Origin of the sequence: Streptomyces sp. NBC_01717 (assembly GCF_036248255.1) — a bacterium.
Lineage (GTDB): Bacteria > Actinomycetota > Actinomycetes > Streptomycetales > Streptomycetaceae > Streptomyces.
The window spans coordinates 8640854-8659939 of record NZ_CP109178.1; the positions used below are offsets into that span (position 1 = coordinate 8640854).

Annotated in this window: 15 protein-coding genes and 1 pseudogene; 15 read left to right on the forward strand and 1 reads right to left on the reverse strand. The window is 70.0% G+C overall.

The annotated features are described in order from the left end of the window. Nucleotides 1-248 precede the first annotated feature (248 nt). Complete coding sequence (locus OHB49_RS39125) at nucleotides 249-956, forward strand: pyridoxamine 5'-phosphate oxidase family protein (RefSeq protein WP_329165676.1); 708 nt, start codon at nucleotides 249-251, stop codon at nucleotides 954-956. 67 nt (nucleotides 957-1023) lie between these two features. Here the strand turns inward: OHB49_RS39125 and OHB49_RS39130 are convergent, their stop codons facing one another. Continuing rightward, complete coding sequence (locus OHB49_RS39130) at nucleotides 1024-4758, reverse strand: S8 family serine peptidase (protein WP_329165678.1); 3735 nt, start codon at nucleotides 4756-4758, stop codon at nucleotides 1024-1026. 561 nt (nucleotides 4759-5319) lie between these two features. Here OHB49_RS39130 and OHB49_RS39135 point away from each other — a divergent pair. From OHB49_RS39135 to OHB49_RS39200, 14 genes and pseudogenes are all read left to right on the forward strand, one after another. Next, entirely contained in the window at nucleotides 5320-6087 is a 768-nt protein-coding gene (locus tag OHB49_RS39135) for a crotonase/enoyl-CoA hydratase family protein (RefSeq protein WP_329165680.1), read from the forward strand. 11 nt (nucleotides 6088-6098) lie between these two features. Beyond that, the gene (locus OHB49_RS39140; RefSeq protein ID WP_329165681.1) at nucleotides 6099-7271 is read left to right on the forward strand and encodes a CaiB/BaiF CoA transferase family protein; all 1173 of its coding nucleotides are present in this window, start codon (nucleotides 6099-6101) and stop codon (nucleotides 7269-7271) included. Beyond that, nucleotides 7268-8965, forward strand: a complete 1698-nt coding sequence (locus OHB49_RS39145; RefSeq protein WP_329165683.1) for a class I adenylate-forming enzyme family protein — start codon at nucleotides 7268-7270, stop codon at nucleotides 8963-8965. Before OHB49_RS39140 ends, OHB49_RS39145 begins: the two co-directional genes overlap by 4 nt. 18 nt (nucleotides 8966-8983) lie before the next feature. Next, entirely contained in the window at nucleotides 8984-9367 is a 384-nt protein-coding gene (locus OHB49_RS39150; RefSeq protein WP_329165684.1) for a Zn-ribbon domain-containing OB-fold protein, read from the forward strand. Further along, nucleotides 9364-10215 carry an HpcH/HpaI aldolase/citrate lyase family protein gene (locus OHB49_RS39155; protein WP_329165686.1) on the forward strand — a complete coding sequence of 284 codons (852 nt, stop codon included), beginning with the start codon at nucleotides 9364-9366 and terminating at the stop codon, nucleotides 10213-10215. Before OHB49_RS39150 ends, OHB49_RS39155 begins: the two co-directional genes overlap by 4 nt. Before the next feature lie 446 nt (nucleotides 10216-10661). Next, nucleotides 10662-11816, forward strand: a pseudogene (locus OHB49_RS39160) (acyl-CoA dehydrogenase family protein). Between the two features lie 25 nt (nucleotides 11817-11841). Further along, nucleotides 11842-12597: an SDR family NAD(P)-dependent oxidoreductase gene (locus tag OHB49_RS39165; protein ID WP_329165688.1), complete on the forward strand. Its 756-nt coding sequence runs from the start codon at nucleotides 11842-11844 to the stop codon at nucleotides 12595-12597. Between the two features lie 31 nt (nucleotides 12598-12628). Continuing rightward, nucleotides 12629-13801 carry a thiolase family protein gene (locus OHB49_RS39170; RefSeq protein ID WP_329165690.1) on the forward strand — a complete coding sequence of 391 codons (1173 nt, stop codon included), beginning with the start codon at nucleotides 12629-12631 and terminating at the stop codon, nucleotides 13799-13801. Nucleotides 13802-13869: 68 nt separating this feature from the next. After that, entirely contained in the window at nucleotides 13870-15012 is a 1143-nt protein-coding gene (locus OHB49_RS39175; protein WP_329165691.1) for an acyl-CoA dehydrogenase family protein, read from the forward strand. Nucleotide 15013: 1 nt separating this feature from the next. Next, nucleotides 15014-16198 carry an acyl-CoA dehydrogenase family protein gene (locus OHB49_RS39180; RefSeq protein WP_443079613.1) on the forward strand — a complete coding sequence of 395 codons (1185 nt, stop codon included), beginning with the start codon at nucleotides 15014-15016 and terminating at the stop codon, nucleotides 16196-16198. After that, complete coding sequence (locus OHB49_RS39185) at nucleotides 16195-16566, forward strand: Zn-ribbon domain-containing OB-fold protein (protein ID WP_329165692.1); 372 nt, start codon at nucleotides 16195-16197, stop codon at nucleotides 16564-16566. Before OHB49_RS39180 ends, OHB49_RS39185 begins: the two co-directional genes overlap by 4 nt. After that, on the forward strand, nucleotides 16563-17726 hold the full coding sequence (locus OHB49_RS39190) for a thiolase (RefSeq protein ID WP_329165693.1): 1164 nt from the start codon (nucleotides 16563-16565) through the stop codon (nucleotides 17724-17726). The genes OHB49_RS39185 and OHB49_RS39190 overlap by 4 nt, the downstream gene beginning before the upstream one ends. Continuing rightward, nucleotides 17723-18595 carry an FAS1-like dehydratase domain-containing protein gene (locus OHB49_RS39195; protein ID WP_329165694.1) on the forward strand — a complete coding sequence of 291 codons (873 nt, stop codon included), beginning with the start codon at nucleotides 17723-17725 and terminating at the stop codon, nucleotides 18593-18595. The genes OHB49_RS39190 and OHB49_RS39195 overlap by 4 nt, the downstream gene beginning before the upstream one ends. A 46-nt stretch (nucleotides 18596-18641) precedes the next feature. Next, nucleotides 18642-19082 carry a MaoC family dehydratase gene (locus OHB49_RS39200; RefSeq protein ID WP_329166784.1) on the forward strand — a complete coding sequence of 147 codons (441 nt, stop codon included), beginning with the start codon at nucleotides 18642-18644 and terminating at the stop codon, nucleotides 19080-19082. Nucleotides 19083-19086 lie beyond the last annotated feature (4 nt).

A 19086-nucleotide genomic window follows, 5' to 3' on the forward strand; every position in this document is an offset into this window, starting at 1 on the left:
CCCCTCCGGTCCGGTTGGCGCCCACTTCTCACGATAGGGCTCCGGAGGAGATCGGGCCCGCGCCGCCGCGGCCGGCCGCGGGGCCCGCAGATCACCGTGGCCGGACCCGGGGATGGGCTGAGCGGGGCGTGGACCGGGCCGGTCGGCCCATGCGGTCTGCGTCGTTCCGGCACAGGATTGATGCTGAGGCCGAACGGCGCGAATGCGCAGACAGTGATTGCACCGACCAGCAGAGGGATGTGCGCAGCATGTCGGAGTATGAACCCCGGGACCCCTCGCCCGAGGAACGCGCGACGGCGCCGGGTGACGTGGGCAGGCGCATTGCTGCCCGTCGCAAAGAGCTGGGACTCAGCAGGCAGGAGGTGGCCGAGCGGTCCGGTTCGGCCACCACCTACATCCAGTACCTCGAGGAACAGCAGGCAATGCCCAGCATGAGCTTCATGCTGCGGCTGGCCAATGCTCTGGATACGACCGTCTCCGAGCTCACCGGCAGCACCATGGATCTTCCGCCCGGTACCGGCCATGCGGGTTATCACTCGCAACTGACAGAGCTGAGCGCTGATGAGTGCCGCAAACTGCTGTCCACGCACGGGGTGGGGCGGATCTCGGTCTCCACGACGGAGGGGCCGGCAGTTGTCCCGGTCAACTACGTGGTCGTCGGCAGCTTCCTGGCTTTCCGGACGGCAGCCGGTGCCACGCCCGCCGCCGCGGCGGGCCACGTGGTCGCCTTCGAGGTCGACCACATCGACGACGCGCTGAGCCAGGGGTGGAGTGTTCTGGCCATCGGCACTGCGTCGACGGTGACCGACCCGAACGTCGTACAGAACCTGAACGAGGTGGCGTACACGGACCCGTGGCCGGACGGACGCCGCGACCTGTGGCTGACCATCACACCCACTCGGCTCACCGGCCGGCGCATCCACGTACACCGGAGCCACACCCCGCCTTCCGGATGAAGCTCGGCGCGTGCGGCAGGGGGTGGGAGCCGCGCCGCCGTCTGCGCAGCTCCCACCCGGCCCGCTACTACTTCCGCACGCCCACCGCGCGGATGATCTCCTGCTTGACCGAGCCGCCCCGGTCGTCGGCGGCCGAGGCCCGCACGGAGATGTACTGCGCGTCGTTCGGCACCCGCACCGAGCCGGCCCAGGCGGCGGACTTGCCGCGTACGCCGTCGAGCTCGACGGAGGTCCACGTCGCACCGTCGTCGAAGGAGACCTCCAGCGTGGAGCCGGTGATCCTCCCGGTGTCCGGCGCGCCCTTGACGTACTCGGAGAAGATCCCGAGATCCAGCCGCTTTCCGGCCCGCACATCACCCTGCAGGTCGGTGTCGACGTCGAACCCGAGGTTGAGCATCGGCAGATACGTCCACCGGTCGGCCGGCGTGGCCGACGACTTGAAGGTCCACTCGGAGTGGCCCTTCGTGGAGAGCCGCCAGACGTCCGGGTCCAGGGTGGTGTCGGTGACCACCTTGAAGTCCTGCTCGGTCGGCTTGACGTTGCGGGCGTACGCCCCCGAGCTGGTCTTGCGGTCGACCCGCACCCCGTCCACGTACACCTCGGTGAACTGGGTCATCGAGCTCTCGCTCCACACATCGCCGAAGCCGGTGTGGTCCGGTCCCGAGTCACCCCAACCCGGAGTGTTGAACTGCAGGTTGTTGCCCGCGCGCTCCTGGCCCCAGCCGAGGCCGGTGCCCAGCCACGGGTGCCAGACCGGCTTGAACCAGTCGGTTCCGGAGCGGGTGCCGCCGCGGTAGTGCACGATGCCGCTGCGCTGCTCGATGGCGCCTGGGCCGTTGGACATGGACTCGTGCCACCCCTGGTCGGGGCCGGCACTGATGTAGTCGGTGCGCTCCGCGGGGAACTTGATCTTCTCCTGGAAGCCCATGCCGATGGGGAACGTGTCGGTGACCGAGTAGCGGAACTCGCCGCCGTCGGCGGCCTTCGTCGCGTGGAACTTGTTTTTGACGACGGCCAGTTCGCTCTTGCCCGGGCGGTACGTCAGGTCGGTGGGGATCGCCCCCGGGTGCCCCTCGGTGAGGTCGTACACATAGGGCGTGAACTGGGCTGCGGTCAGTTCCACATCCCGGTCGAGTCGAGCGGCCTCGACCAGCCGTGCCCCGTCCGCGGCGTTCACCGACGCGATGTACAGCGGACGTGTCGCCCCGCCGGCCCCGCTGAATACGGCCGACAGCCGCCCGGGAGCCTCGTCGGTGACGAACAGGGCCTTGGCACCCGCGTCCTGTGCGTTCTGAGCCAGCTCGGCGGGGGTGATCGCGTCGGTGCGGCGCACGACGACCGCCTTGCCCTTCACGTTCTTGCCGGCATAGGCGGCGGGGCTTCCGGTGCCCGCGTCCACGAGGGACATCCGCTTCCGCCCGGTGAACAGGTCCGATCCGGGCTGGACGACCGTCTCGCCGAGCCGCTTGCCGCCCGCTTCGACATCGAGCAGCGGCTTGCCGAGCCGCCAGACGGTCCGGTATTCGAAGGTGCCCGTGGCGGGCTTGTGGGTCGGCGCGGCGAAGATGCTGTCGTACTTCAACGGGACCTGCACGGCCCCCGTGTACGATGCGCCGTTCGCCGCCCGGTTGAACTTCATCAGCAGCTGACGGGTCTGCGTCCGCTGGTCCACCTCGGCCCGGATCTCCCGCAACTTGCGCCCGTCGAGGGTGACTTCGCGGTCACGGTCCAAGGTGACCTCGGGCTCGGTGAGAAGCCCGAGACCGAGCGAGTCCTTGCCCTTGCTGCCGCGCACGTCGAGGAAGCTGGACAGGGTGTACGTGCCGGGCTGCAGGCGCAGCTCGAGCGTGCCGGAGTCGTCGACCGTGGCCGGGAAGGGGGATACACCCTTGGCCAGCTTCTGCACGGCGAGGTACGCGGCGGACGCTGCGCCGTCGCGGTCCTTGACATGGACGGTGAGGGTGTAGCGCTCCTCCTCCTTGGTCAGGCCGAAGGCCGTGTGCGCCACCACCGTGTCGCCGTCCTTGGCGACGATCCGGCCGGACGTGGCTCCGACGGGCGCTGCGGTGCCGTCACCGGTGACCGTGGTCTGCGCGGTGCCGTGCGCAGGCACCGTGAGGGAGGCGTCGGCGAGGGCGACCACGCCGACAGGAGCGCCCTCGGCAGTCAGCGCAAGGGTGACGGGCCGGTCGGAGGCGTTGGTGTACGTCAGCGTCTTCGTGACCGGCTTGTCGGCCTCGTACGGCCAGCTGACGAAGCCGAGGTCGGCGCTGCCGGTCGCGGTGATCTGCGCGGCGACGGCGGACGGGACGTCGACCCGTCCCGCACCCACCTCGTACGACGTGCCGCTGACTTGCTTGGACGTGCTCATCAGCCCGTCCTTGAGCTGCTGCCCGCTCCAGTCGGGGTGCTTCTCGGCGAGGAGCGCCGCCACGCCCGCGACGTGCGGGGTGGCCATGGACGTACCGCTCATCGATGTGTACGGGCCGCTGCCGCTCACGAGCTGCGAGCGGGCTGCGAGGATGCTGACACCCGGCGCGGACAGGTCGGGCTTGAGCGCGTTGTCGCCGAGGCGCGGGCCTTGGCTTGAGAAGGACGCACGCTTGTCGGCGGAGTCGACCGCGCCGATCGTGAGTGCGGAGTCGGCGGCCCCGGGGGAGCCGATGGTGCCGGGGGAGCCGGCGTTGCCCGCCGCGATCACGAACAGGGCGCCCGTGTCCTTCGAGAGGGTGTTCACCGCCTGGGCCATCGGGTCGGTGCCGTCACTGCCCTGCGACGATCCGAGGCTCATCGAGACGATCCTGGCATGGATGTCCTTGGCCGCCCACTCCATGCCGGCGATGATCTGCGACTCGGTGCCGGACCCCTGGTCGCTGAGGACCTTGCCGACGGCGAGCGTGGCGTCGGGCGCGACCCCCTTCTCCTTGCCGTCGGACGCGGCACCGCTGCCACCGACGGTGGAGGAGACATGCGTCCCGTGGCCGTTCCGGTCGGCGACCTCCTGGCCCTCGATGAAGCTCTTGGTCTCGGTCACCCGGTCCTTGAGATCGGGGTGGGTCAGGTCAACGCCCGTGTCGAGGACGGCGACCTTGACACCCTTGCCGGTCAGCCCCGCCCCCCAGGCTGCGGGGGTGCCGATCTGGGCGTTGCTGGTCTCCATCGCGGCATCGACCCGGGCGTCCAGCCAGATCTTCTCGACGCCGCCCGCCAGTCGCACTCGGCCCGAAGCCGCGCTGCGCGCCCGGGAGGTGACGTCGGGTGCGACCGTGCGCCAGAACTCCCCTGACGTGGACGCCTCCAGGGCCGCACCGCCCACACTCGGCAGCCCACGGACCTGGCGGGCTCCGTGCGGCGTGGCGCTCCGAGAGTTCTTCGTGTACGTCACGATGAGCGGCAGTCCGTCGGAGGACGGGTCACCGAGCCCCTGCTCGATCAGAGCGGTGACGTCGAAGAGTTCGGCGTCGAGGACGCCCGCCTGGAGGTAGGGCCGGGCCTCGTCGGGTATGACGGTGATCCGGCCGCCGGATATCTCGCTGCGAACCGCTCCGGTCGCGCCCTCGGGACGCTCCACGGCGACCGACTTCCGGCCTGCGCCGAGGTCGGTCACGGTCACCTGGTCACCGGTGATCAGAGTGACGGTCCGTGCGGTCGTGGGTGCGTGTACGGGAGACGCGGCACGATCGGTGCCCGCACCTGCCGTCCCCACTGCCTCTGCTGCGACAGCCTGCCCCGCAGGCAGCAGTACGAGCGACAGCCCGGCTGCCAGCAGCCGGGACCTCCGCCTCGCGGATGCTCTGGTCATGGATGTCTCTCCTCCGCGCACCCGGCGAACGGTTGGTTCCGGGTGCTGCGAAGAGTTTCCGCGGCGGTAACTCGCTTGTCGTCGTTCTGCCTTGGCGGTTACCTGCCGTGGCGGAGACTCGTCAGCGCCGGACGCGGGGCACGGACTCGCCTCACGCCCAGCCGTGGTGGCGGGCGTACCAGCCGAGCTGGATGCGGGTGGTCGGCTGCGGGGTCCGGGCGGTGCCACTTGAGCCGTCGAGACGACGGCGGCCGGTGGGCCCGCCCGGCCGGGCAGATCCACCGGCCGCCACCGAGCCGTTGCGACGTGGGTCGGTCGTGCGGTCAGCGGACCAGGGTGACCTCCGGCCAGGACGAAGAAGCCGGTCACCGGATGCCTATGGGGGCCGTGCCGGCAACGGCCGCCACATCCTGCCATGCGGTGCATCGCCCCCACCGGGGAAGGCTGTCGCCGAGGATGTCGTGAGTCACACGGGGCTGGACAGGGAACGTGCGGCATCGTAATTTAACGAATGTTCGACAAGATTCATTTGCAGTTCCATGACAGAGCCAGGAGCCTCGCATGGCCGACGCAGTACTCGCCGACTTCCGCGACGACGGCACCACCGTCATCACCATCAACCGGCCCGAGACCCGGAACGCGGTCAATCGCGACGTGGCGGTTGCGGTGGCCGAGGCACTGGACGAGCTCGACCGCCGTGACGACCAGGTCGTCGGGGTCATCACCGGGGCGGGCAACACGTTCTGTTCCGGCATGGACCTCAAGGCGTTCCTTGCCGGGGAGCGGCCGGTCGTCGAAGGGCGCGGGTTCGCCGGGATCACCGAGGCGCCGCCGCGCAAGCCGGTGATCGCCGCCGTCGAGGGCCATGCGCTGGCCGGTGGCTGCGAGATCGTGCTCGCCTGCGACATGGTCGTCGCCGCCGACGACGCCCGATTCGGGATCCCCGAGGTCAAGCGTGGCCTCGTCGCCGCGGCCGGCGGCCTGCTGCGACTGCCTCGTCGCATCCCGTACGCCGTGGCCATGGAGATCGCCCTGACCGGCGACTTGCTGGACGCCGGCCGGGCCCACGCGTATGGGCTGGTCAACCGGCTGACCGCGCCGGGCGGTGCCCTGGCGGGCGCGCTGGAGCTGGCCGGGGCCATCGCCGCCAACGGGCCGCTCGCGGTGCGGGCCACCAAGCAGGTGCTGGCCGAGGCCCCGGCCTGGCCCGCCGACGAGGAGTGGCAGCGCATGCGCGCCCTCACCGGCCCCGTCTTCGCCTCCGAGGACGCCAAGGAAGGACCGCGCGCCTTCGCGGAGAAGCGCTGCCCGCGCTGGACGGGCCGATGAGCGCCGCGCCGATGAGTGCCGGACCGATCGGCGCTGCCACCCGGCCCTCCGGTCCGCTGGCGGGCATCCGCGTCGTCGAACTTGGCGGCCTGGGCCCCGGACCCTTCTGCGGCATGCTGCTGGGGGATCTCGGGGCGGAGGTCATCCGGGTCGATCGCCCCGCACAGAACGGGCAGCGGACCAGGCATCCGGTGCTGCACCGAGGCAGGAAGTCGGTCACCGTCGATCTCAAGCACCCGGACGGCGCGGCCACGGTACTGGCCCTGATCGGTACCGCGGACGCGGTCATCGAGGGATTCCGCCCCGGTGCCGTCGAGCGTCTCGGCCTCGGACCCGAGGAGTGCCTCGCCGCCCGCCCGAGCCTCGTCTACGGACGGATGACCGGATGGGGACAGGACGGGCCGCTCGCCCTGGAACCGGGCCACGACATCAACTACATCGCGCTGTCAGGGGCGTTGCACGCCATCGCGCCTGCCGGAGGCGATCCGGTTCCGCCGATCAACCTCGTGGGCGACTTCGGCGGTGGCGGCATGCTCCTCGCGCTCGGCCTGGTCAGCGCGTTGCTGCACGCCAGGGCGACGGGCCGGGGCCAGGTCGTCGATGCGGCCATGACGGACGGCACGGCGCTCCTTCTGGCCATGACGTACGGCTTCCTGTCCCAGGGGGTCTGGGAGGACCGGCCCGGTGTCAATCTGCTCGACGGCGGAGCGCCCTTCTACGGTGTCTATCGCTGCTCGGACGGCCGCCATGTCGCCCTCGGCGCGATAGAACCGCAGTTCTACGCGCAGCTGCTGCGGGTGCTCGGCCTCGCCGGCGATCCGGACTTCGCCCGCCAGCAGAACCGCGGCGCCTGGCCGGCCATGCGGGCCCGGCTCGCCGAGATCTTCGCAGGTCGTACGCGTGACGCCTGGGCCGCGTCCTTCGAAGGGCAGGGGGCGTGCGTCACCCCCGTCCTGTCCCTCGGCGAGGCGGCCGAGCACCCGCACAACACCGCGCGCGGCACCTACCGGCGCGGACCGCACGGTGGCCATGAACCCGCCCCCGCGCCCCGGTTCGGTGCCACCCCGGCGGGTACACCTGATGCCGCCCCTGTCATCGGCGCGGACACCACCGAGGTCCTGTCCGGCGCAGGGTTCGACGACCGGTTCATCGAAGCACTCCGCGAGAAGGGGATCATCGGATGAAGCGCTACCTGCCCACCGGGATGCCGGAGCACATCGACTACCCGAAGGGATCGGCCGGCGACATTCTCGCGGGCGCCGCACGACGCCACCCCGATCGCATCGCGCTGCGCGACGGCGAACTGACCCTGACGTACAGCCAGTTGTACGACAGCGCGCTGCGCTGCGCGGAAGGTCTCCGGGTCCGCGGGGTGCGTCCGGGCCAGACCGTGGCGCTGCATCAGCCGAACTCAGCCTGGTTCACCGTCACTTACTACGGCATCATGCTCGCCGGCGCCGTCGTCACTCCGGTGAATCCGGCACTTCCGCCGCTCGCCCTGCGCGATCAGCTCGAAGAGGCGCGTGCGGTCGCGGTGTTCACCCATCCGGCAACCCGGGCGGCGCTCGACCGTGCCGCGGCGGACGGGGTGCGGCTCACCGTCGTCGTCCCCGCCACCGAGGCGGCTCCCGATCCCCGTTCGGCTGCCGGTCTCCCGTCCTCAGGTGTGCCCCTGGACGACCTTCTTGCGTCGCCCCCCGCCCCGGCCACCGCCGTCTCCGGCGACGACCTGGCGCACCTCTCCTTCACGGGCGGTACCACCGGCCGCTCCAAGGCGGTGCGGGTCCTGCACCGCAATCTGGTTGCCAACGTCCTGCAGATGTCCTGCTGGCGCGGCGCCGCCCGGCCGCTCACCGACGAGGAGGGCGGCATCTTCCTGGAGCACGTCCCGGAGGCGCAGACGGCCAACTCCTTCGTGCTCGGGGAGTCGACCGGTGTGTCGCTGGCTCCGCTGTTCCACGCGATGGGCCTGGTCAGCCAGACCATCAGCGTGGCGACGGGCGCGACCGTTATCGTGGTGGGCCGGTTCGATGCCGAGCGGTTCGTGCGGACCATCGAGAAGTACGGCGTCACATCCGTCCCGGGCTCACCGACGCTGTTTCACAGCCTCCTCGCGCTGCCGGGTATCGAGCACGCCGACCTCACCTCCGTACGTGTAGTCAACTCCGGCGCCGCGCCCATCGATTCGCACACCATGAGCAGACTGGACGACCTCTTCCCGAGCGCCTGCATCGTCGAAGGGTACGGACTCACCGAGGCCACCATGGCTCTGACCGCGCACCCGGTGCTGCGGGACAACCCCACCCCGCCCGGCAGCGTGGGCGCCCCGCTCTTCGACACCGAGATCGAGATCAGGCAGCTGGGCTGCGGCCCCGTCGTGCCGACCGGCGACACCGGAGAGGTGTGGGCGCGTGGACCTCAGATCACCGACGGCTACCACGGGCACCCCGACCTGACCGCCGAGCAGTTCCAGGACGGTTGGCTGCGCACCGGCGATGTCGGCCGGTTCGACGAGGACGGCTGGGTGTATCTCGTCGGCCGGGCGAAGGACATGCTCATCTACAAGGGGTACAACGTGTACCCCACCCCGCTGGAGGAACTGCTCCACCAGCACCCGGCCGTGGCCGACGTGAGTGTCATCGGCGCACCGCACCCGCAGGCGGGAGAGATCCCGGTGGCGTACGTCGTGCTGCGGGAGGGGCGTCGTGGCGGAGCCGACCTGGCCCGCGAACTCATGGACTTCGTGGCCGAGCGGGTCGCGCCGTACCAGCGCGTCCGCGAGGTCCACTTCATCGAGGCGCTGCCCGTGTCCGCCGCCGGAAAGATCCTCAAGACGGAGCTGCGGCAGCGCCACAGCACGCCGGAACAGCACCACTGAGAGAGGATGCACCATCCCATGTACGTCCGAACCGTTCAGCGGCAGGCCCCCATCGGGCCGCCGTCGAGCGTCATGGAGCTGCGCTTCCAGCGCTGCACCTGGTGCTCCACCATCGTGTTCCGCACCTGCCTGCTCTGCCCCACGTGTGCCTCCACCGATCTGCACTGGGAGCGCAGCGAGGGCAGGGGACGGGTGTGCAGCTCCGTGGAGGTGCGCCGCAAGGGGCAGCGCCGTCGGATGGTGACGGTGGTGGAGCTCAGGGAGGGCGTGCGGATGCGCTGCGAGGTCGAGGGGGCCGTCGGCGGGCTCACTCCGTTCGGGGCGCCGGTGAGCGTGAGCGAGATCGCGCCGGACGGCATGCCGGTCTTCAGCCTGGATCCGGTGAAGGGCGAACGCTGGTGAAGGGTCACCTGCGCTCCATGCTCTCCGTGCCGGGCGGCAGCGAGCGCTTCATCGGCAGGGCCCGGGACGTGCGGGCGGACGCGATCGCCTTCGACCTGGAGGACTCCGTCGCCGCTGCCGACAAGGTGCCGGCCCGCCGGCTGGTCGCGTCCACGCTGCGGAGTTTCCCGGTGCACGGCCGAGAGCTCTGGGTGCGGCCGAACGCGCTCGACTCCGGCCTGCTGGAAGCAGATCTGGACGCGGTCGTCGGTCCCGGTCTGCACGGTGTGCACCTGCCGAAGGCGGAGGACCCGCAGACGGTCTCGACGGCCGACCACTACCTCACCTACCTGGAACGGGTCCGCGGGCTCGCCCCGGGTTCGGTGCGGCTGATGGCGTGGATCGAGTCGGCCCGCGCCCTGGCGCAGGTGGAGCAGATCTGCGTCGCTTCGCCCCGCCTTGTCGGCGTGTCCCTCGGCTCGGAGGACTACACGGCGTCGCTCGGGGTGCAGCGTACGAAGGATGCCGCCGAACTGTCCTATGCCAGGGCCCGCCTCGCCAATGCGGCTGCGGCGGCCGGCTGCGCAGCGCTGGACGGCCCCGAGACGGACTTCCGCGATCTTCCGCTGTTCGAACGGCAGGCGCGGGCGGCCCGTTCGGTCGGGTTCGGTGGGAAGTTCTGCATCCACCCGGACCAGATCGCCCTGGCCAACCGGGTGTTCACCCCAGACGAGGGGGAGATCGCCCGGGCCCGGCGGGTGGTCGACGCCTTCGAGGCCGCGGGGGAGGAGGCCGGGGCTATTGCCGTGGACGGGTCCATGGTCGACCGGCCGGTGTACCTTCGCGCCCTGCGGGTGCTGGGTCGGTAACGGCAACACATCGGGGGAAGCCCCGGTGCGGGCGGCGGCGGATTCCGGCGGCCGCCGCCCGCACCGGGGCTTCCCCCGTTCTCCGCTCGGGTCAGAGGAAGATGTCGGTCCGCACTGCGGCGTCCGAGGCGGATCGGCCCGGTACACATTGAAGTCGGTCACGCCCTCCTCACGCAGCGCGGTCTCGTCGACCAGGCACCGCCCCGTGGTGCGACCGACCGGCCGTGTGAGTACGGCATGGGCGGCGTCCGCCATGATTTGCGGCGTACGGCTCACCCGCAGGGTCATGGGTGAGGTCCTCTCAGGAGCGGGCCGTCCGCCCGCGTGAAGCAGGTCACCTGCGCTGAACGTGGACAGGCCCTGCACTGCAGGATTACCTTAACGATCGTTCGACAAGGAATTTTGAATCTGCGACGCAGACCACATCTGTACGAGAAGAGGCTGCCGTGCGCCGTACGGTGTTCAACGAGGACCATGAGGCGTTCCGCGCGACGCTGCGGGACTTCGTGGAGAAGGAGGTCGTCCCCGTCCACCATGAGTGGGAGGAGGAGGGCCACCCGCCGCGCGACTTCTACCGCAGACTCGGTGAGCTGGGCGTTCTCGGTATCGAGGTGCCGGAGGAGTTCGGCGGCGCAGGCGAGGGCTTCAAGTATCAGGCTGTCGTGATGGAGGAGACAGCCCGTGCGGGTGTCACCTTCGGCAGCTACTCGGTGCACGCCAACCTGATCCTTCCGTACCTCATGGCGTACGCCGACGAGGAACAGAAGAAGCGCTGGCTGCCCGGATTCGTGACCGGCGATCTCATGACGGCCATCGCGATGACCGAGCCCGGCACCGGCTCGGACCTCGCCAACATCCAGACGCGCGCCACGCTCTCCGAGGACGGCACGCACTACGTCCTCAACGGCGCCAAGACCTTCATCACCGGCGGCGCCCTCGCCGACCTCATCCTGGTCGTCGCGCGCACCACTCCCTTCGACCCGGAGGACCGCCGCGCGGGCCTGTCCATCCTGTGCGTCGAGACCGCGTCCGAAGGCTTCGCGGTCGGCCGCAAGCTGAAGAAGGTCGGCCTGAAGGCCTCCGACACCGCCGAGCTGTCCTTCGTGGATGTCGAGGTCCCGGTGGAGAACCTGCTCGGCGAGGAGGGCAAGGGCTTCTCGTACCTCTCCCACAACCTCGCTCAGGAGCGCCTCGCCATCGCGCTGGGCGGTGCGGCGGCCGCCGAGTCGGCAGTGCGCTTCGCCACCGAGTAGGTCAAGGACCGCACGGTCTTCGGGAAGCCGGTCGCGGCGTTCCAGAACACCAAGTTCGTACTCGCCGAGTGCGCCACCGAGACCGAGGCCGCGCGGCTGTTCGCCGACCGCGCCCTGGAGCTGCATGCCACAGGTGAGCTGACGGTCGTCGACGCCGCCAAGGCGAAGCTTTTCTGCACCGAGGTCGCAGGTCGCGTCATCGACAAGTGCCTGCAGCTGCACGGCGGTTACGGCTACATCACCGAGTACCCGATCGCGCGCCTGTACGCCGACACGCGGGTGTCCCGCATCTACGGCGGCACCAGCGAGGTCATGAAGACCATCATCGCCAAGTCGCTCGGCCTCTGACAGCCCACCAAGAGAGGTAATCCCCATGCAGATCAACGGCAGTTCCGCCCTCGTCACGGGCGGCGCCTCCGGCCTCGGCCGGGCCACCGCCGAGCGCCTGGTCGCGGGCGGCGCCCGCGTCGTCGTCTTCGACCTGCCCACGTCCGACGGCGAGTCCGTCGCCAAGGAGATCGGCGCCACCTTCGTCGCGGGCGACGTCACCGACCCGGTGGTTGTCACCGCCGCCGTCGCGGCGGCCACGGCGCTCGCCCCGCTGCGCATCACGGTCAACTGCGCGGGCATCGGGGGTGCCGGACGCACCGTGGGCAAGGACGGACCGTACGACCTGGACCGTTTCCGCAAGGTCGTCGAGGTCAACCTGATCGGCACGTTCAACGTCATCCGGCTCGCCGCCCAAGCGATGACGGGGAACGAGCCGGTCGACGGCGACCGCGGCGTCATCGTCAACACCGCCTCGGTCGCCGCGTTCGACGGCCAGATCGGCCAGTGCTCGTACTCCGCCTCGAAGGGCGGCATCGTAGGCATGACCCTGCCGATCGCCCGCGACCTGGCGAAGTCGAACATCCGCGTGATGACGATCGCCCCTGGGCTGTTCGAGACCCCGCTGCTCGGCCGGCTGCCGCAGGAGGCCCGCGACTCACTCGGCGCCCAGGTGCCGCACCCGAGCCGTCCGGGGCTGCCCGTCGAGTACGCACAGCTCGCCGAGGCCATCATCGCCAACCCGATGCTCAACGGCGAGACCATCCGTCTCGACGGCGCCATCCGCATGGCCCCCCGGTAGAACACCCCTTCGTACGAGCAGGAGCACCCTCATGCGTGACGCAGTCATCGTCGACGCCGTTCGCACCCCGGTAGGCAAGGGCAAACCGGGCGGCGCCCTCTCCGGCATCCACCCGGTCGACCTTTCCGCCCATGTCCTCAAGGCCCTCGCCGAGCGCAACAGCCTCGACCCGGCCACCGTGGACGACGTGATCTGGGGTTGTGTCTCCCAGGTCGGCGAGCAGGGCGGCGGCGTCGGCCGCTACTCGGTGCTCGCCGCGGGCTGGCCCGAGCACGTGCCGGGCCTGACCGTCGACCGCCAGTGCGGCTCGTCCCAGCAGGCCGTGCACCAGGCCGCCGCGGGTGTCATCGCCGGGCAGTACGACATAGCCGTCGCCGGCGGCGTCGAGATCATGTCCCGGGTCCCGATGGGATCGACCCGGGCCGGCGGTCAGTTCGGCAACCCGTACGGCCCGCTGGTCGCTGAGCGGTACGACAACTACCGCTTCAACCAGGGCATCGGTGCCGAGATGATCGCCGAGGAGTTCGGCCTCAGCCGCGAGGAGCTCGACCAGCACGCCCTGGACTCGCACGAGCGCGCTGCCCGAGCCATCGACGAGGGCCGCTTCAAGGGCCAGATCACCCCGGTCACCGTCACCGGCGCCGATGGGAGCAGCCGCGTCTTCGGCACCGAGGAGGGCGTGCGTCGCGGCACCACCCTTCAGGCCCTCGGCGGCCTGAAGACCCCGTTCAAGGAGAACGGCGTCGTCTCCGCAGGCAACGCCTCGCAGATCTCGGACGGTTCCGCCGCCTTGCTGATCACGACCAGCGAGGTCGCCGAGCGCAACGGCTGGACGCCGATCGCCCGCTTCCACACCGGGGTCGTCACCGGCGTCGACCCTGTCACCATGCTCAAGGGCCCGATCCCGGCCACCGCCAAGGTCCTTCAGCGCTCGGGTCTCGCGCTGAGCGACATCGGGGCCTACGAGATCAACGAGGCGTTCGCCTCCGTCTCCCTCGGCTGGCAGCGCGCCGTCGGCGCGGACTACGAGCTGATGAACCCCAACGGCGGTGCCATGGCCCTCGGTCATCCGCTCGGCGGATCCGGCGCCCGGCTGATGACGACCCTCGTGCATCACATGAAGGACAACGGCATCCGCTTCGGCCTCCAGTCGATGTGTGAGGGCGGCGGCATGGCGAACGCCACGGTCCTCGAACTTCTCTGAATCACCCCGCACCATCGACGGGGCGGGCGCCGCGCCCGCCCCGTCGACCCGCAGAAGGGACACCAGACATGGACGCCGCTGACTTCAAGGCGGTACGGGACGCGGTCCGCCGCCTCGTGCGCGAGGACGTCGTGCCGCGCGAGGACGAGATCGAGGAGACCGACGCCATCCCGGACGACGTCCGGCGCAAGGCCGTCGACATGGGACTGTTCGGGTACACGCTGCCCGAGGAGCACGGCGGACTCGGAGCCACCCTGTACGAGGACGTCCAGCTGGCCTTCGAGTTCGGATACACCACGCCGGCCTTCCGCTCGATGTTCGGCACCAACAACGGCATCGCGGGCAAGGTCCTCGTGAACGCGGGCACCGAGGAGCAGCAGAAGCACTGGCTGCCGCGGCTGACCTCCGGCGCCGTCGCCTCCTTCGCGCTCACCGAGGCCGAGGCGGGCTCCGACCCGTCCGGTCTGACGACCCGCGCGGTGCGCGACGGCGACACGTACGTCATCTCCGGCTCCAAGCGCTTCATCACCAATGCGCCCCTCGCCGATCTGTTCGTCGTCTTCGCCCGCACCGGCGAGGAGAACTACGGCACCAAGGGCATCTCCGTCTTCCTCGTCGAGGCCGGACTGCCGGGTGTCACCGTCGGCCCCAAGGACCACAAGACCGGTCAGGCAGGCGCCTGGACCGCCGAGGTCTTCTTCGACGAGGTACGGGTGCCCGACACCGCGCTGATCGGCGGCGCGGAAGGCGCGGGCTTCGGCGCCGCGATGAAGTCCCTGATCCGCGGCCGGGTCCACATCGCCGCGCTCTGCGTCGGCATGGCCGACCGCATCCTGGAGGAGTCCGTCGCGTACGCCGCGGCCAGCAAGCAGGGTGGCCACCCCATCGGCGAGTTCCAGCTGGTCCAGGCAATGCTCGCGGAGATCCAGACCGGTGTGTACGCGGGCCGGGCCATGGTCCTCGAAGCGGCCAGGAACTACGACTCGGGCGAGGACCGTCGCATCGGCCCGTCGGCCGCGAAACTGTTCTGCTCGGAAATGGTGTCCAAGGCCGCCGACCTCGCCGTGCAGATCCACGGCGGCATGGGATACATGCGTGGCACCGTCGTCGAGCGCTGCTTCCGCGACGCCCGGCTGTTCCGCATCTACGAGGGCACCAGCGAGATCCAGAAGCTGATCATCGGCCGGGCCCTGCTCAAGGACGTGAAGTGACATGGCGATGACCGAAATCCCGCTGACGGCGCGACTCAGCGACGAGGAGCGCACGATCGTCGAGATCGTCGCCGACTTCGTCGACGCCCAGGTGAAGCCCGCCGTACAGGAGCTGGAGCACGCCAACACCTACCCCGAACAGCTCATCGAGCAGATGAAGAAGCTCGGCGTCTTCGGCCTGCTCGCCCCCGCCGAGTACGGCGGCGTGGACGTCTCCACCGGCTGCTTCGCCCTCGTCGCGCAGGAGCTCGCTCGCGGCTGGATGTCCCTGGCCGGATCGATGGGCAGCCACTCCGTCGTCACATACCTCATCAAGAAGTTCGGCACGGATCAGCAGAAGGCCGCCTATCTGCCGCGGCTGGCCACCGGCGAGCTGCGCGCCGCCATGGCGCTCACCGAACCCGGCGGCGGCTCCGATCTCCAGGCGATGCGCACCCGGGCCGTCCTGGCCGACGGAACCTGGACCGTCGACGGCACCAAGACCTGGATCACCAACGCCCGCCGGGCCGGCCTCATCGCCCTGCTCTGCCGCACCGAGCCCAAGCAGGGAAAGGGCTTCTCCATCCTCCTGGTGGAGAAGGGCACGGGATACGAGGTCTCCAAGGACCTCCCCAAACTCGGTTACAAGGGCGTCGAGAGCTGCGAACTCGTCTTCGACGGCGTCAAGCTGCCCGAGTCGGCCGTTCTCGGCGGCGCGTCCGGCAGCGGATTCGCACAGATGATGCAAGGCCTGGAGATCGGCCGCATCCAGGTCGCCTCCCGCGCCCTCGGCGTGGGTCAGGCCGCACTCGACGACGCCTTGCGTTACGCCCAGGAACGCCACACCTTCGGGCAGCCGATCTGGCAGCACCAGTCGATCGGCAACTACCTCGCCGACGCCTCCACCAAGCTCCGCGCCGCCCGGCTCCTCACTCTGGACGCCGCCGCCCGCGTGGACGCCGGGCAGCGCGCCGATCTGGAAGCGGGACAGGCCAAGCTCTTCGCTTCCGAGGTCTGCATGGAGGTCGCCCTCAACGCGGTCCGGGTGCACGGCGGTTACGGCTACTCCACCGAATTCGACGTCGAACGCTACTTCCGCGACGCCCCGCTGATGATCGTCGGCGAGGGCACCAACGAGATCCAGCGCAACGTCATCGCCAAGCAGTTGGTCTCCCGCAACCCCGTCGACGAGGGAGGCCGTCGATGAGCCAGGCACCTGCGCTCGCGTACGCCGAGGGCCTCGCCGCGGGGGAACTACGCTTCCAGCGCTGCTCGGAGTGCGAGCGTGCCGTCTTCCACCCGCGCGTGCTGTGCCCCCATTGCGGAGCCGAATCCCTTGAGTGGCACACCAGTTCGGGGACCGGAACGGTCTACGCGAGCACCGTCCTGCACAAGCGCGGCAGCGACCCGTACAACGTCGCCCTGATCGATCTGGACGAGGGCTTCCGCATGATGAGCCGAGTCGAGGGCGTCGCACCCGAGGACGTCCACATCGGCAGCCGTGTCGGGCTTGCCGTGATCACCGAGGACGGCGCACCCCTCGCCGTGTTCCGTCCGCTGGAGGTACGCGCATGAGCACCGACCTGCGCGGCAAGGTCGCCGTTGTCGGCGTCGCCGAGTCCGATCTGGGCCAAGTCGCGCCCGGTCTCACCCACTTCGACCTGATCGGGCAGGCCACCGCCCGCGCGCTGAAGGACGCGGGTCTGAAGAAGTCCGACATCGACGGCTTCTTCTGCGCCTCCTCCTATCTGCCGTTCCCCACACTGGACGTCGCCGAATACCTGGGCATCCGACCCACGTACGCCGACTCGACCAACGTCGGCGGCAGCTCCTTCGTCTCGCATCTGCTGCACGCCGCCGCGGCCATCGAGACCGGCCTGTGCACCACGGCACTGATCACCTACGGTTCCACCCAGCGCTCCGACGGCGGCCGCCTCGTCTCGCCGACCAAGCTGCTGCCGTGGGAGGAGGCGTACAAGCCGCGCTACCCGGTCTCCATGTACGCGCTCGCCGCCTCCCGGCACATGCACGAGTTCGGTACGACGCGCGAACAGCTCGCGGAGGTCGCGGTCGCCGCGCGCGACTGGGCCCGGCTCAACCCGAAGGCGTTCACCTACGGCCGCGGCCCGCTGACCGTCGAGGACGTCCTGTTCTCGCAGATGATCAGCTACCCGCTCACCTCCAAGGACTGCTGCCTGGTCACGGACGGCGGCGGTGCGGTGATCCTCACCGGTGCCGAACGCGCCCGTGAGCTGCATGACCGTCCGGCGTACTTCCTGGGCGGCGGCGAGGCCACCTGGCACCGTTCCATCTCCCAGATGCCGGACCTCACCACCACCGCAGCGGCGGACTCCGGACGCCGGGCCTTCGAGATGGCAGGCCTCAAACCGTCGGACGTCGACGTGGTGGAGCTGTACGACGCCTTCACCATCAACACCCTCCTCTTCTTGGAAGACCTGGGGTTCTGCGGCAAGGGTGAGGGCGGCGCCTTCGTCTGCGACGGACGCATCGGTCCCGGCGGCGAGCTCGCCGTCAACACCAACGGCGGCGGCCTCTCGTACTGTCACCCCGGCATGTACGGCATCTTCCTGATCATCGAGGCCGTACGTCAGCTGCGCGGCGAATGCGGCGAGCGCCAGCAGCCAGGCACCGACGTCGCGCTGGTCAACGGCAACGGCGGTGTCCTCTCCAGCCAGACGACGGCGCTGCTCGGCACGGCGGAGGCCCTCGCATGACGGGGACGGCCCCGGAGGCCTTCGCGAGGATCGAGGCCGGGTGGCGTCCCGAACCGGTGGAAACAACCGAGTTCGTGACGGCGGCCCCCTCGCAGGCACTCTCCGGCATCTTCGACCAGCCGGTCGCCGTGGCAGGCGTCGGCGACGCGCTGCCGCCCGTGTGGCACTGGCTGCACCTGCTCGACAGGCCTGCGCAGGCGGAGCTCGGTGAGGACGGGCATCCGCGCGACGGGCTGTTCCTGCCGCCGCTGCCGGACCGGCGCCGGATGTTCGGCGGCGGACGGTTCGAGTTCCACGAGCCCATCAGAGTCGGTGACCTCGTCACACGCCGCTCCGAGGTGACGAGCGTGCGCACCCGACAGGGCGGCAGCGGCTGGCTTCTTCTGGTCACCCTCCGTCATAGGTTCTTCGTGGAAGGAGTGCTGAGGACCGTCGAAGAACAGGACATCGTCTACAAACAACCGGACGCCGCCGCGGCCACACCGAGAGCGACGGCCGAGTCGCGGGCCGCGGCCCCGCCGGCCCCATGGACGTACAGCCTGTGCCCGCTCCCGACGCTCCTGTTCCGGTTCAGCGCACTCACCTACAACGCGCACCGCATCCACTACGACCGTGACTACGCGACCGGCGTCGAGGGCTACCCGGACCTCGTCGTGCACGGACCGCTGCTCGCTCTCGCGCTGCTCGAACTACCGCGCCGCTTCGCACCCGTGCGCACGGTCGCGTCGTTCACGTTCCGGTCGAGGGCCCCGCTCTTCGCCCCGGACGCGTTCGTGGTCAGTGGGGTCCCCGACGGCAAGGGAGCCCAGCTGTCCGCTGGGCAGCCCGGCGCCGCCCCCGGCATCACCGGCACCGTGACCTTTCGTTAAGGGCTGTCCCGAGATTCGGAAGAAGTAACATGACCAAGGTTTTCGCATCCCCGCAGAGTTCGCCGCCGCGGCCGGTACCCACGTCGGTGTCAGCGAGTGGGTCGCCATCGAACAGGACCGGATCGACCTCTTCGCCGACGCGACCGGCGATCACCAGTGGATCCACGTCGACCCCGAGCGGGCCGCCGACGGCCCGTTCGGCGCGACCATCGCGCACGGCTACCTCACTCTCTCCCTCATCCCGGTGCTCACGCAGAGCGTGTACCGCGTCGAGGGCGTGAAGATGGGCGTCAACTACGGCCTGAACAAAGTCCGTTTCATGGACCCGGTGCGGACCGGCTCGAAGGTCCGGGCCTCGGTCGACGTCGTCTCCGCCGAGGTGGTGCCCGGCGGCGGCCACCAGGTCGTCAACAAGGTCACGATCGAGATCGAGGGCTCCGAGAAGCCGGCCGCCGTGGCCGAGACGGTGGTCCGCATCTACGGCTGAGCCG

Coding starts and splice junctions, on each gene's coding strand:
- OHB49_RS39125 (WP_329165676.1), top strand. CDS start 249: ATGTCGGAGTATGAACCCCGGGACCCCTCGCCCGAGGAACGCGCGACG.
- OHB49_RS39130 (WP_329165678.1), bottom strand. CDS start 4,758: ATGACCAGAGCATCCGCGAGGCGGAGGTCCCGGCTGCTGGCAGCCGGG.
- OHB49_RS39135 (WP_329165680.1), top strand. CDS start 5,320: ATGGCCGACGCAGTACTCGCCGACTTCCGCGACGACGGCACCACCGTC.
- OHB49_RS39140 (WP_329165681.1), top strand. CDS start 6,099: ATGAGTGCCGGACCGATCGGCGCTGCCACCCGGCCCTCCGGTCCGCTG.
- OHB49_RS39145 (WP_329165683.1), top strand. CDS start 7,268: ATGAAGCGCTACCTGCCCACCGGGATGCCGGAGCACATCGACTACCCG.
- OHB49_RS39150 (WP_329165684.1), top strand. CDS start 8,984: ATGTACGTCCGAACCGTTCAGCGGCAGGCCCCCATCGGGCCGCCGTCG.
- OHB49_RS39165 (WP_329165688.1), top strand. CDS start 11,842: ATGCAGATCAACGGCAGTTCCGCCCTCGTCACGGGCGGCGCCTCCGGC.
- OHB49_RS39170 (WP_329165690.1), top strand. CDS start 12,629: ATGCGTGACGCAGTCATCGTCGACGCCGTTCGCACCCCGGTAGGCAAG.
- OHB49_RS39175 (WP_329165691.1), top strand. CDS start 13,870: ATGGACGCCGCTGACTTCAAGGCGGTACGGGACGCGGTCCGCCGCCTC.
- OHB49_RS39180 (WP_443079613.1), top strand. CDS start 15,014: ATGGCGATGACCGAAATCCCGCTGACGGCGCGACTCAGCGACGAGGAG.
- OHB49_RS39185 (WP_329165692.1), top strand. CDS start 16,195: ATGAGCCAGGCACCTGCGCTCGCGTACGCCGAGGGCCTCGCCGCGGGG.
- OHB49_RS39190 (WP_329165693.1), top strand. CDS start 16,563: ATGAGCACCGACCTGCGCGGCAAGGTCGCCGTTGTCGGCGTCGCCGAG.
- OHB49_RS39195 (WP_329165694.1), top strand. CDS start 17,723: ATGACGGGGACGGCCCCGGAGGCCTTCGCGAGGATCGAGGCCGGGTGG.